The following is a 12312-nucleotide window of genomic DNA, read 5'->3' on the forward strand; positions in this document are numbered from 1 at the left end:
GTCGGCAGACAGGGCTGCCGCCGACGGGTTGTCTTCTCGTCAGTCCCAGCTCAGGCCGGTGGACGACTGGTACTCGATGACGCGGGTCTCGAAGAAGTTCTTCTCCTTCTTGAGGTCCATGACTTCGGACATCCAGCCGAACGGGTTGCGGGTCTCACCGAAGATCGGGGCGAGGCCGATCTGCTCGGCCCGGCGGTCGGTGATGAAGTGCATGTACTGCTCGCAGAGGTCGGCGGTCAGGCCGAGCATGCCGTTGGGCATGGTGGAGCGGCCGTAGGCGACCTCGAGCTCGCAGGCCTCGGTGAGCATCTGGCGGACCTCGGCCTGGAAGGCCTCCGTCCACAGGTGCGGGTTCTCCTGCTTGATCTGGTTGATGCAGTCGATACCGAAGTTCAGGTGGATCGACTCGTCGCGCAGGATGTACTGGTACTGCTCCGCGATACCGACCATCTTGTTCCGCCGGCCGAGCGAGAGGATCTGCGCGAACCCGGTGTAGAACCACATGCCCTCGAAGACCACGTAGAACGCGATCAGGTCGCGCAGGAACGCGGTGTCGGACTCCGGCGTACCGGTCTTGAAGTCCGGGTCCTCGAGGTGCTGGGTGTACTTGAGCGCCCAGGCGTCCTTGTCGGAGATCGACGGGACCTCGCGGTACATGTTGAACAGCTCGCCCTCGTCCAGCCCGAGCGAGGTGCAGATGTACTGGAAGGTGTGCGTGTGCACGGCCTCCTCGAACGCCTGGCGCAGCAGGTACTGCCGGCACTCGGGGTTGGTCAGCTGCCGGTAGACGGCCAGCACGATGTTGTTCGCGACCAGGGACTCCGCGGTCGCGAAGAAGCCCAGGTTGCGCTTCAGCATCAGCCGCTCGTCCTCGGTCAGGCCGTCGTTCGACTTCCAGAGCGCGATATCGGCCTGCATGGACACCTCGGTCGGCATCCAGTGGTTGTTACAGGCGTTCAGGTACTTCTCCCAGGCCCACTTGTACTTCAGCGGGAGCAGCTGGTTCACGTCCGCGCGGGCGTTGATCATCGCCTTGTCGGAGACGTCGATCCGGGCGGCGCCGACCGAGATCGAGCCGAGTCCGGTCGCGTTGTCGGTGGTGGTCACTGGCAGGCCTCGCAGTCCGGGTCTTCGAGTGAGCAGATCGCTCCGGTCGGTTCGCCCAGCGGGGTGTCGTCGATGACCGAAGGCTTGGTCTCCGGGACGATCGCCGGGACGGCGGCCGGAACCTCGGCCGCGATGGTGGCCGAGACGGCGTTCAGCTTGCCGTCGGTGCCCTGCAGTGTCGACTTCTCGACGTGGGTGGCCGACTGCGAGCGCAGGTAGTACGTCGTCTTCAGCCCGTAGCGCCAGGCGTTGCGGTACAGCTCGTCGAGCGCCTTGCCCGACGGAGACGCCATGTAGAGGTTCAGCGACTGGGCCTGGTCGATCCACTTCTGCCGGCGCGACGCGGCCTTGATCAGCCACAGCGGGTCGATCTCGAACGCCGTCGCGTACAGCTCGCGCAGGTCGGCCGGGATGCGGTCGATGCTGGTCAGGATGCCGTCGTGGTACTTGAGGTCGGAGACCATCACCTGGTCCCAGAGCCCGCGCGCCTTCAGGTCGGCGACCAGGTACGGGTTCGCGACCGTGAACTCACCGGACATGTTCGACTTCACGAACAGGTTGCTGTACGTCGGCTCGATCGACTGGCTGACGCCGGCGATGTTGGAGATCGTCGCGGTCGGCGCGATCGCCATCACGTTCGAGTTCCGCATCCCGTCGCGGAGCACCTTCGCCCGCAGGGCGTCCCAGTCGAGCGTCGTGGACTCGTCCAGGAAGATGTCGCCGTTGCGCGCCTGCCGGAGGATGTCCAGCGAGTCGATCGGCAGCACGCCCTTGCTCCACAGCGAGCCGTCGTACGTCGAGTAGCGGCCGCGCTCGGCGGCGAGGTCGCTGGAGGCGTCGATCGCGTGGTAGCTGATCTGCTCCATCGACTCGTCGGCGAAGCGGACGGCGGCGTCCGAGCTGTAGGGGATGCGGAGCTGGAACAGCGCGTCCGCGAAACCCATCAGGCCGAGGCCGACCGGGCGGTGCCGCTGGTTGGCGCGCTCCGACTCCGGGGTGGTGTAGAAGTTCACGTCGATGACGTTGTCGAGCATCCGGACGGCGGTCTTGACCGTGTCGCGGAGAAGGTCGCCGTCCAGGCCGGTCTCGGTCAGGTGCGCGACCAGGTTGACCGAGCCGAGGTTGCAGACCGCGGTCTCGTCGACCGTGGTGTTCAGCGTGATCTCGGTGCACAGGTTCGACGAGTGGACGACGCCGTCGTGCTGCTGCGGGGAGCGCAGGTTGCACGGGTCCTTGAAGGTGATCCACGGGTGGCCGGTCTCGAAGAGCACGGTCAGCATCCGGCGCCACAGGTCGATCGCGCGGACCCGGCGGAAGACCCGGATCTCACCGCGCTCGGCGGCCGCCTCGTACCCCTCGTACGCCGCCTTGAAGTCGGCGCCGAACTTGTCGTGCAGGTCCGGGACCTCGTCGGGGGAGAACAGCGTCCACTGGCCGTCGGCCTCGACCCGCTGCAGGAACAGGTCCGGCACCCAGTTCGCGGTGTTCATGTCGTGCGTCCGGCGGCGCTCGTCACCGGTGTTCTTGCGCAGGTCGAGGAACTCCTCGATGTCCATGTGCCAGGTCTCGAGGTACGCGCAGACGGCGCCCTTGCGCTTCCCGCCCTGGTTGACCGCGACGGCCGTGTCGTTGGCGATCTTCAGGAACGGGACGACGCCCTGGGACTCGCCGTTGGTCCCGCGGATCTTGGCGCCGATCCCGCGCACCGGCGTCCAGTCGTTGCCCAGGCCGCCGGAGTACTTGGCCAGCAGCGCGTTGTTGCGGATGCCGTTGAAGATGCCGGACAGGTCGTCGTCCACCGTGGTCAGGAAGCACGACGACAGCTGCGGCCGGGTGGTGCCGGAGTTGAACAGCGTCGGCGTCGACGACATGAAGCGGAACGAGCTGAGCAGCTCGTAGAACTGGATCGCGCGGGCCTCGCGGTCGTCCTCGCGCAGCGCCATCCCCATCGCGACCCGCAGGAAGAACGCCTGCGGCAGCTCGAAGCGCACCTTGTCGATGTGCAGCAGGTAGCGGTCGTAGAGGGTCTGCAGGCCGAGGAAGGCGAAGTTCAGGTCGCGCTCGGGGCGGATCGCGGCGGCCAGCTTGGCCAGGTCGAAGTTCGCCAGCTCCGGGTCGAGCAGGCCGGCCTCGATACCGGTCGCGATGTACCGCGGGAAGAACTCGGCGTACGCCGTGTCCATGTCGGCCTGGCTGGCCTGGCGCGGCTCGCCGTGCACGCGACCGAGCGCCTCGCGGCGGATCTGGTCCAGCAGCAGGCGGGCGGCGGCGAAGCTGTACTGCGGCTCGGTCTCGACGTACGAGCGGGCGGCCATCACCAGCGCCAGCTCGACCTCGTGCTGCGCGATGCCGTCGTAGCAGGAGCCGATGGTCTCGTTCAGGATCTGCTCGGGGTCGACCGAGTCCAGCCCGGCGGCGGCCTCGGCGACGATCACCCGGAGGCGCTCGACGTCCAGCGGCACGCGGCTGCCGTCGGCCTGGCGGACCGACAGCGCGGGTTTCGTCGCGATCCCGGCGGCGTCGGACGGCGTCCGCGCCTTGGTCCGCTCCTCGCGGTACAGGACGTAGGCCCGGGCGACCTGATGCTCTCCCGCGCGCATCAGAGCGAGCTCGACCTGGTCCTGGATGTCCTCGACCTGGATGCTGCGGCGCGCGTCACCGCGACTCGTCAGCGCGTCGACGACCCGGCCGGTCAGATCGGTCACCAGGTCGCGGACCCGGTGGGTGGCGCCGGCGTCGTTACCCTCGACGGCCAGGAACGCCTTCGTGACGGCGACCGAGATCTTGGTCGCGTCGAAAGCGGTGTTACTTCCATCGCGGCGGACGACGGTCAGCTGGTTCCGCTCGTCGGCGTCGGCCGCCGATCGGGATGTGGAGGCGATGGTCACAGAAGCTTCTCTCCCTGCGCGTTCGGAAGACCGCGACCCTGGAGAGAAAGCGCACGACGAGACGACAGCACCGGCCGGTGTAGCTGCCATCGCGCCCTGCGACCCGCCCTCGAGGTCTCGGACCGCGTGCACCGGCGGTGCACGCGCCGACGGCAGGTATTCGGACTCGCGGACTTCTCCGCTCACCGTTGCGGGGCAGCTCCGGAGTTGCACCGGATTCCCCTGACCGCCAGCGAGGAAGACTCTAAGGCGGCCACAACATCTAGTGTTAACCGACACGCCGTGCAGCACATGATGTGGTTCTCAGGCGGCGGCGCCATACAGATCCTGTAACGTCATGATCTCTGATCCGTGATGAATCAGCTCGCGGTTGAGTCGTAACGCGACGTGTCCGAACGGCTCGCCGGCGTCCAGCTCGGTGGCCTGACTCAGCCCCACCGCCAGCACCTGCTCCTCCGGGAGCGCTGCGATCCCCGCCTGCCAGGCCTCGACCCAGTACGTCAGCCACGCGACGGCGTCCTGGGCGTTCCCGTGCAGGGTGATGTCCGCCCGGCTCTGCTCCTTCGCCCCGAACGTCCACTCCCACCGCTCGAAGAACATCTCGGTCAGATGAGCGATCAGCCAGGCGATCGTACGCGGCCCCCGATGATCCGGCTCATCCGGCCACTGCGCCACCCACTCACCCGACCCCAGCGCCCGGAACCCGCCGCTGTAATGCCGCCGCACCACACTCAGCGCCTCCCCGCCCGGCCGCCAGAAGTACTCCTCGTCCGTCAACCGCGCCAACCGCCCCGCCAGCACCATCCAACTGAACCCCAACTGCCCCCGTACCATCGCCATCCCCGACGGCCGCTGCAGAATCTCCCAGTCGAACGACTCCGGCATCCCGATCCCCTCATCTCGAACAGATGTTCGATTGTGACTCGGGAGGGGAGTCGAAGTCAACGTGGGTCAGACGGTGATCTGGGAGCCGACGATGACGGTTCGGTCGCGGGGGAGGCCGAAGTAGTCGGCGGCGTCGGCGGTGATGGCGGTGGTGGCGAGGAAGAGGCGTTTGCGCCAGCGGGGGAGGCCGGGGTTGTCGCCTAGTTTGAGCTCGATGGCGGACAGGAAGTAGGAGGTGTCGGCGAGGTCGAGGGTGAGCTCGGAGGACTGGGCGGCGGCGGTTTCGAGGATCTCGGGGACGTTCGCGGTCTCGACGTAGCCGAGGCGGGCGGTGACGTGGACGATGCCGTCGTCGGTGTGGCCGAGGTCGTCGACGAGGATGCGGTCGGCCTCGGGGGCGTGCGGGACGGTGAGGGTCTCGAGGGCGAGGATGACGACGTTCTTGTGCAGCACGTGGTTGTGCTCGACGTTGGCCCGCATCGCCAGCGGGACGGTGGTCTTGCCGCGGTTCAGGAAGACGGCCGTGCCGTCGACGCGGGTGATCGGCCGCTCGCGCAGCGCCTCGATGAACTCCGGCAACGGGCCCTCTTCGCGTTCGCGTTTGGCGGTGACGAGCTGGCGGCCCTGCTGCCAGGTGGTGAGGACGGCGAACACCGTCAGCGCGATCAGCAGCGGCAGCCAGGCGCCGTGCACGAACTTGGTCAGGTTCGCGCCGAGGAAGAGCAGCTCGATACTGAGGAAGAACGCCACGCCCAGGATGACCAGCCACAACGGCTTCCGCCATTGCTTGCGGACGATGTAGAAGAACAGCAGCGAGTTGATGACGATCGTGCCGGTGACCGCCATCCCGAAGGCGAAGGCGAGCGCCGCCGACGTCTCGAACGCGAAGACCAGCGTCAGGACGGCGATCATCAGCGCCCAGTTCACCCACGGGACGTAGATCTGGCCGGCGGTCTCGGTCGAGGTGTACTGGATCCGCAGCCGCGGCAGGTACCCGAGCTGGACGGCCTGGTGCGCGACCGAGAAGGCGCCGGTGATGACGGCCTGGGAGGCGATCACGGTCGCGGCGGTCGCGAGCAGCACCATCGGGATCCGGCCCCACTCCGGCACCAGCAGGAAGAACGGGCTGGTGAAACCGTTCGGGTCCTCCAGAACGAGCGCGCCCTGGCCGAGGTAGCTGAGGATGCAGGCCGGGAAGACGAGGAACAGCCAGGCCCGGGTGATCGGACTGCGGCCGAAGTGCCCGAGGTCGGCGTACAGGGCCTCGGCGCCGGTGATCGCCAGCACGACGGCGGCCAGCGCGAAGAACGCCGTCCCGAAGTGACCGGTCAGGAAGCCGAGCGCGTACGTCGGCGAGAGCGCCTTCAGGATGCCGGGATGCTGGACGATGCCGCCGATCCCGCAGGCCGCGATGGCCAGGAACCAGACCACCATGATCGGCCCGAAGGATCGCCCGATCCGGCCGCTGCCGTACTTCTGCACGCTGAACAGGGCGAGGATGATCACCGCGGTGATCGGCACCACCCAGTGCTCGAGCCCGGGCTGGACGATCTTCACGCCCTCGACCGCCGACAGGACCGAGATGGCCGGCGTGATCATCGAGTCGCCGAAGAACAGCGACGCGCCGAAGATGCCGAGCCCGGCCAGCAGGATCGTCGTCCGGCGCCCGCTGGCGCGGGCCGAGCCGCCGATCAGCGTGATCATCGCCAGGATGCCGCCCTCGCCGTGGTTGTCGGCGCGCAGCACCAGCAGCACGTACTTGATCGTCACGATGATCGTGACCGCCCAGAAGATCAGCGAGATGATCCCGAAGACGTTCTCGATCGCGACCTCGACCGGATGCGGGTCACCGGGATTGAAGATCGTCTGGATGGTGTAGATCGGGCTGGTGCCGATATCGCCGAACACGACGCCCAGCGCGCCGATCAGCAAAGCGGTCCGGGCCGGGGTTCGCGCCCCCGAAGACTGGCTCGTCACCTTCGCATTGAAGCACGCGGAAATGACGGCTTTGTGGCGTCAGGGCAACGATCTCAGCGCTTCTGCGGACCCCGGATCGCGACGAACAACAGACCAACGCCGAAGGCCGCAACGATCGGGCCGACGATCGCCCAGAACGACGAGCCCGTCATCGAGCTGCCCTTCAGATACCCGAGGCCCTGAAAGGTCCACACGCCGCCGAGCACCGTGAGCAACAAGCCGGCCGCGATCGCCACAATCTTTCCCATGGGTGGAGGTTAGCGAGAACTGCAAAAGAAAAAGAAAGGAGGTGAGGGGGAGTGTGGCGAGGTTAGCGTAGAAGCTCGTCGCAGAGGGCGATGAGTTGCTCGCGGAGGGGGCGGGCGCGGGTGGCGAAGGTGCGCTGGGCGGCTGCGTACTCGGCTTTACCGGCGGGTGTCTCGATCGGGACGGGGGAGTAGCCGAGGGCGGCCAGGTCGTAAGGGGAGGCGCGCATGTCGAGGGTGCGGACGTCGCGGGCGAGCTCGAAGCACTCCAGGACCAGCGAGCTCGGGGTGAACGGCGACAGCTTGGTGGCCCACTTGTAGAGGTCCATGTTGGCGTGCAGGCAGCCGCCCTGTTCGAGCTCCGGCTGCGCGTCGCGGGTCGGCTGCAGGATGTTCAGCGGCCGCGCCTCGGCGGTGAAGAACCGGAACGCGTCGAAGTGCGAGCAGCCGATCTTGTGCGACTCGACGACCCGATCGGTGCCCTCGGCACCTAATCGGAGCGGCCATTTCTCATGCCGGACGGCGTCCGCCCGGTAGACCATCGCCCACTCGTGCAACCCGAAACACCCGAACTGGGGCGCCCGGCCGAGCGTCGCGGCGAGCAGCCGCCGGATCCAGGTGATGCTGTCGGTCCGCCGGGCCAGCTCGGCCGGATCGAGCGTCGCCGCGCCATCGGCGTACAGATAGCCCCGGCGATCGGCGTACTCCGGGGCGTCGAGCAGCTGGACGCCGGGGCCGGGGTGCCAGAACCGCAACTGGCTGGGGCGGGTGGAGTAATAGGTGAAGAGGAAATCCTCGACCGGGTGCGCCTCGCGGCGCTGTTTGCGCTCGAGATGACCTTCGGTGAGGGCGTCGACGCGCGTGGTGTGAGTCCGTTGCAAGGGCTCCCACTCGGCGCGTGCGAGGGGAATGACAGTCATAGGTCCAACGCGTAGGCGTAGAGATCGATACCGGCGACCGGCGACCAGTCGCGCTCGGGCAGCCGGGTGAAACCGAGGCGCTCGTAGATACGGTGCGCGGTGGTCATGTAGACAGCCGTGCTGAGGACGATCCGGGGCAGGCCGAGCTCGCGGGTCCGTTCTACACAGTGCTCGGTGAGCGCGACGCCGAGACCGAGCCCACGGGCGCGGCCGGCGACGCCGAGCATCCGGAACTCGCCCTCGTCGGGCTGCCCGATCTCGCGATAGACCGAGCCCGGCGGGCAGTAGGTGACCGTGCCCAGCAGGCCCGAAGCGTCGACGGCGACCAGCAGCTCCGCCTTCGCGGCCCGGTCCGCGGCGGCACGCAGCGTCATCGCGTACTCACCGCGAACGAAGCCGTCGTGCTGGTACGCCGCCACCGTCAGCTCGCCGACGGCGTCGTACTCCTCCGGGCGGGCCGGGCGGATGGTCGTTGTCACCGCACCACTGTCTCATTCCGTAGCGGCGGTAGGCTCGGGCCCGTGCGTATCGCCAGATTCTCCGTGGACGACGAGCCCAAGTACGGCGTCGTCGAGACCGATGACCCCGAGGGCCTGACGGGTACGGTCGCCGTACTCGACTCCGATCCTCTCTACCGGCCCGTGCAGTTCACCGGGGAGAAGCTGCAGCTGGCCGACGTCCGGCTGCTGGCTCCGGTGATCCCGCGCAGCAAGGTGGTCTGCGTCGGCCGCAACTACGCGGCGCACGCCGCCGAGCTGGGTAACGACGTGCCCACGCAGCCGATGATCTTCCTGAAGCCGAACACCAGCGTGATCGGCCCGCGGGACGGCATCGTCTACCCCGAGCAGACCAACGACCTGCACTTCGAGGGCGAGCTGGGCATCGTGATCGGCCGGATCTGCCGCGATCTGCCCAAGGAGCGCGCCGAAGAGGTGATCTTCGGCTACACGATCGGCAACGACGTGACCGCGCGCGACCTGCAGAAGACCGACGGGCAGTGGGCCCGCGCCAAGGGGTACGACACGTTCTGCCCGCTCGGCCCCTGGATCGAGACCGATCTCGACCCGGCCGACCTGCGCGTCACCACGCACGTCAACGGTGAGCTGAAACAGGACGGCCGGACGTCGCAGTTCATCTTCGACATCCCCACGGTGCTGGCCTGGATCACCTCGTTCACCACGCTGCTGCCGGGGGACGTCGTCCTGACCGGGACGCCGGCCGGCGTCGGGCCGATGCTGCCCGGTGACGAGGTCGCGGTCGAGGTCGAAGGCCTCGGCACCCTGACGAACAGGGTGATCGTGCGTGACTGAAAGGCCCGCTCCCGGTGACAAAGACGTCCTGGGAGAGTTGGCGCCGCACGAGGTCCGGGTGCGGTTCCCACCGTCGCCGACCGGTCTGCTGACCGTCGGCAACATTCGCAGCGCCTTGTTCAACTGGGCCTTCGCCCGCCACTTCGGCGGCAAGTTCGTGCTCCGGATCGAAGACACCGACCAGGCCCGGAACACCCCCGAGGCGCTCGGCTACACGCTGGAGTCGCTGCGCTGGCTCGGCCTCACCTGGGACGAGGGCCCCGAGGCCGGCGGCGACTTCGGCCCGTACCTGCAGTCCGAGCGGATGGACGTGTACGCCGACGTCGTCGCCAAGCTGATGGCCGCCGGTAAGGCCTATCACTGCTACTGCTCGCAGGACGAGCTCGACGAGCGCCGCGAGACCGCCCGCGAGGCCGGCCGGCCCAGCGGGTACGACGGCCACTGCCGCGAGCTCGATGCCGAGAACTCCAAGGTGTACGCCGATTCCGGACGCCGGCCCGTCGTCCGGCTGCGGATGCCGGATCGCCCGATCGTGTTCGATGACCTGGTCCGCGGTGAGATCACCTTCCTGCCGGAGAATCTCGGCGACTACGTGCTCGTCCGCGCCAACGGCTATCCGTTGTACCCGCTGGTGAATCCGGTCGACGACGCGCTGATGAACATCACCCACGTGCTCCGCGGCGAGGACCTGCTGTCCTCGACGCCCCGGCAGATCGCGCTCTACGAGGCGCTCGCCGAGATCGGCATCGGCAGCGGCCGGACGCCGCGGTTCGGGCACCTGCCGATGGTGATGGGCACCGAGGGCAACAAGAAGCTCTCGAAACGCGACACGGGCGCCGGCCTGGACGACTACCGGACGCAGGGCTTCCTGCCCGCGGGCCTGCTCAACTACCTGGCCCTGCTCGGCTGGTCGATCGCCGAGGACCGCGACGTGTTCACGACGGCGGAGATGATCGAGGCCTTCGACATCCGCAAGGTGAACTCGAACGCCGCCCGCTTCGACCAGCAGAAGTGCGAGGCGATCAACGCCGCGCACATGCGGATGCTGCCGGCCGATGAGTTCGCCGAGCGGACGCTGCCGTTCCTGGTCGCGGCCGGCTACCTCCCGGCCGAGCCCAGCGCCGAACAGCTCGCCGTCCTGCGGGCCGCCGTCCCGCTGGTCCAGGAGCGGATGGACGTGCTCGGCGAATCGGCCGAGCTGCTCGGCTTCCTGTTCGCCGGCTCGCAGCTCAAGATCGCCCCGGACGCCGCGGCCAAGGTGCTCACCGGCGACGCGGGCGCCGTCCTGACGGCCTCGGCGAAGGCGCTCGCGGACGTCGAGTGGACGACGCCGGCGATCGAGGCGGCGCTGCGCTCCGCGCTGGTCGACGGGCTCGGCCTCAAACCCAAGAACGCGTTCGGCCCGGTCCGGGTCGCGATCTCCGGGCGGCGGGTGTCGCCGCCCTTGTTCGAGTCGCTGGAGCTGCTCGGCCGCGACGTTTCCCTGCGCCGGATCGAGCAGGCGCTCGCGAAGGTGGTGGAGTACTGATGGCGACGCCGTACCAGCGGCTGCTGCGCAACGACGTGGTGCCGAGGGGCTATGTCGTCCTCGGCGCGCTGACGATCTTCGTCGGCTGGGCGATCTGGGGCATTCTCGTGCTCAGCGCCGCCCGGGGAATCCGCATCGACCCGCCGGGGACGACGTCCTGGATCACCTTGCTGGCCACGAATCTCTACCTGATCGTGCTGATCCCGCTCAGCGTCGGCGTGGCCAGGCTGCTGAACCGGCAGACGCCGGGGCTGCTGTCCTCGGTCGTCGGCCGGCTGCGCTGGAAGCCGTTGCTCTGGTTCACCGCCGCCGCGCTGGCCTGCGAGCTGCTGTCGTTGCTGGTGATCAAGCTCGGCCTCGTCACGTTGCTGCACGACAACAAGTTCGGCCTCGCGCCGGACGCGTTCGGCATCATCGCCGTCGTCCTGCTCACCTCGCCGATCCAGGCCGCCGCCGAGGAGTTCTTCTTCCGCGGCTACCTGCTGCAGGCCGCGGGCGCGCTGTTCCGCAGCCCGATCGTGATCGTGCTGATCACGACCGTCCTGTTCACGATGGCGCACGGCGTCTGGCCGTGGGAGAGCCTGCCGTTGTTCCTCGACCGGTTCGCGTTCGGCGTCGTCGCCGGCGTCCTCGCGATCCGTACCGGCGGGCTCGAGGCGCCGATCGCCGTCCACGTGATGAACAACGTCGTCACGTTCCTGTACGCCGCGCTGACCGACTCGGTCGGATCGAGTCTCGGCGCCGCCAGTGCGCCGTGGTCGTTGGTGATTCTCGACATCGCGAAGTTCGCGGCGTTCGGCGCGCTGGCGCTGTGGCTGACCCGGCGGCAGCGGCTCGAAACGGTCAGCGAGCTGCCTTTGGCGCGGCTGCCGCTCCCCGGCCCGAGGCTGATGTGACGGGAGTGACAACGCGCCCGGCGGGGGCCGTTTTGGCGTCTCGCACCTGGCTCGGGTAAGCTCTCCGAGCCGGGATGGTGAGGGCGGAAACGAACTCTCCAACCCAGTGCAGTGTTGTTTTTAAGGAAGAAATGCCTTTGGGGTATGGGGTAATTGGCAGCCCGTCTGATTCTGGTTCAGTTAGTCTAGGTTCGAGTCCTAGTACCCCAGCGGATTGGACCGCACCGATGAAAATCGGTAAAGTTCAACCTCGTTGCCCGGCTCACAAGGCCGGTCGGCAAAACTCTGGCCCCGTTGTGTAGCGGCCTAGCACGCCGCCCTCTCAAGGCGGTAGCGCGGGTTCGAATCCCGTCGGGGCTACCAGAGAACAAGACCCCCAACCTTCGGGTTGGGGGTCTTTGTCGTTCCAGGGGTTCGAGTGAGCTGCTTCCGGGCTGAACGACTCCAGCCCGGAAGGCGACTGCTTACTCGGAGGCGGGGGGGGGGGGGGGGGGGGGGGGGGGGGGGGGGGGGGTGGCGGGGGGGGGGGGGGGGGGGGGGGGGGGGGGGGGGGATA

General features: G+C 68.1%; 10 protein-coding genes, 2 tRNA genes and 1 riboswitch. Of the genes, 5 read left to right on the forward strand and 7 right to left on the reverse strand.

The window, feature by feature from the left end; all coding sequences use genetic code 11:
- Positions 1-39: 39 nt before the first annotated feature.
- From ACZ6ZD_RS34695 to ACZ6ZD_RS34725, 7 genes are all read right to left on the reverse strand, one after another.
- Complete coding sequence (locus tag ACZ6ZD_RS34695) at positions 40-1107, reverse strand: ribonucleotide-diphosphate reductase subunit beta (RefSeq protein WP_465678618.1); 1068 nt, start codon at positions 1105-1107, stop codon at positions 40-42.
- Positions 1104-3995, reverse strand: a complete 2892-nt coding sequence (locus tag ACZ6ZD_RS34700) for a ribonucleoside-diphosphate reductase subunit alpha (protein WP_465678619.1) — start codon at positions 3993-3995, stop codon at positions 1104-1106. Before ACZ6ZD_RS34700 ends, ACZ6ZD_RS34695 begins: the two co-directional genes overlap by 4 nt.
- Before the next feature lie 134 nt (positions 3996-4129).
- Positions 4130-4241: riboswitch (cobalamin riboswitch) on the reverse strand.
- A 57-nt stretch (positions 4242-4298) separates the two neighbouring features.
- The gene (locus ACZ6ZD_RS34705; protein ID WP_465678621.1) at positions 4299-4880 is read right to left on the reverse strand and encodes a DinB family protein; all 582 of its coding nucleotides are present in this window, start codon (positions 4878-4880) and stop codon (positions 4299-4301) included.
- A 66-nt stretch (positions 4881-4946) separates the two neighbouring features.
- Entirely contained in the window at positions 4947-6857 is a 1911-nt protein-coding gene (locus ACZ6ZD_RS34710; RefSeq protein ID WP_465678622.1) for a potassium transporter Kup, read from the reverse strand.
- 53 nt (positions 6858-6910) lie between these two features.
- The gene (locus tag ACZ6ZD_RS34715; RefSeq protein WP_465678624.1) at positions 6911-7105 is read right to left on the reverse strand and encodes a hypothetical protein; all 195 of its coding nucleotides are present in this window, start codon (positions 7103-7105) and stop codon (positions 6911-6913) included.
- A 62-nt stretch (positions 7106-7167) separates the two neighbouring features.
- On the reverse strand, positions 7168-8022 hold the full coding sequence (locus tag ACZ6ZD_RS34720; protein WP_465678626.1) for a 3-methyladenine DNA glycosylase: 855 nt from the start codon (positions 8020-8022) through the stop codon (positions 7168-7170).
- Complete coding sequence (locus ACZ6ZD_RS34725; protein ID WP_465678627.1) at positions 8019-8501, reverse strand: GNAT family N-acetyltransferase; 483 nt, start codon at positions 8499-8501, stop codon at positions 8019-8021. Before ACZ6ZD_RS34725 ends, ACZ6ZD_RS34720 begins: the two co-directional genes overlap by 4 nt.
- A gap of 42 nt (positions 8502-8543) precedes the next feature.
- Here ACZ6ZD_RS34725 and ACZ6ZD_RS34730 point away from each other — a divergent pair, with 42 nt between their 5' ends.
- The 5 genes from ACZ6ZD_RS34730 to ACZ6ZD_RS34750 all read left to right on the forward strand — a co-directional run bounded on the left by ACZ6ZD_RS34730 (position 8544) and on the right by ACZ6ZD_RS34750 (position 12119).
- A complete protein-coding gene (locus ACZ6ZD_RS34730; RefSeq protein WP_465678629.1) occupies positions 8544-9332 on the forward strand; it encodes a fumarylacetoacetate hydrolase family protein in 789 nt (262 codons plus the stop codon).
- Positions 9325-10860, forward strand: coding sequence for a glutamate--tRNA ligase (gene gltX / locus ACZ6ZD_RS34735; protein ID WP_465678631.1), 1536 nt, complete (start codon positions 9325-9327; stop codon positions 10858-10860). Before ACZ6ZD_RS34730 ends, gltX begins: the two co-directional genes overlap by 8 nt.
- Entirely contained in the window at positions 10860-11756 is an 897-nt protein-coding gene (locus ACZ6ZD_RS34740; RefSeq protein ID WP_465678632.1) for a lysostaphin resistance A-like protein, read from the forward strand. The genes gltX and ACZ6ZD_RS34740 overlap by 1 nt, the downstream gene beginning before the upstream one ends.
- A 138-nt stretch (positions 11757-11894) precedes the next feature.
- Positions 11895-11966 (forward strand) — tRNA-Gln (locus tag ACZ6ZD_RS34745).
- A 77-nt stretch (positions 11967-12043) separates the two neighbouring features.
- A tRNA-Glu gene (locus tag ACZ6ZD_RS34750) sits at positions 12044-12119 on the forward strand.
- Positions 12120-12312: the final 193 nt, after the last annotated feature.

The organism is Kribbella sp. NPDC104218, from assembly GCF_055584105.1.

Coding starts and splice junctions, on each gene's coding strand:
- ACZ6ZD_RS34720 (WP_465678626.1), bottom strand. CDS start 8,022: ATGACTGTCATTCCCCTCGCACGCGCCGAGTGGGAGCCCTTGCAACGG.
- ACZ6ZD_RS34740 (WP_465678632.1), top strand. CDS start 10,860: ATGGCGACGCCGTACCAGCGGCTGCTGCGCAACGACGTGGTGCCGAGG.
- ACZ6ZD_RS34715 (WP_465678624.1), bottom strand. CDS start 7,105: ATGGGAAAGATTGTGGCGATCGCGGCCGGCTTGTTGCTCACGGTGCTC.
- ACZ6ZD_RS34705 (WP_465678621.1), bottom strand. CDS start 4,880: ATGCCGGAGTCGTTCGACTGGGAGATTCTGCAGCGGCCGTCGGGGATG.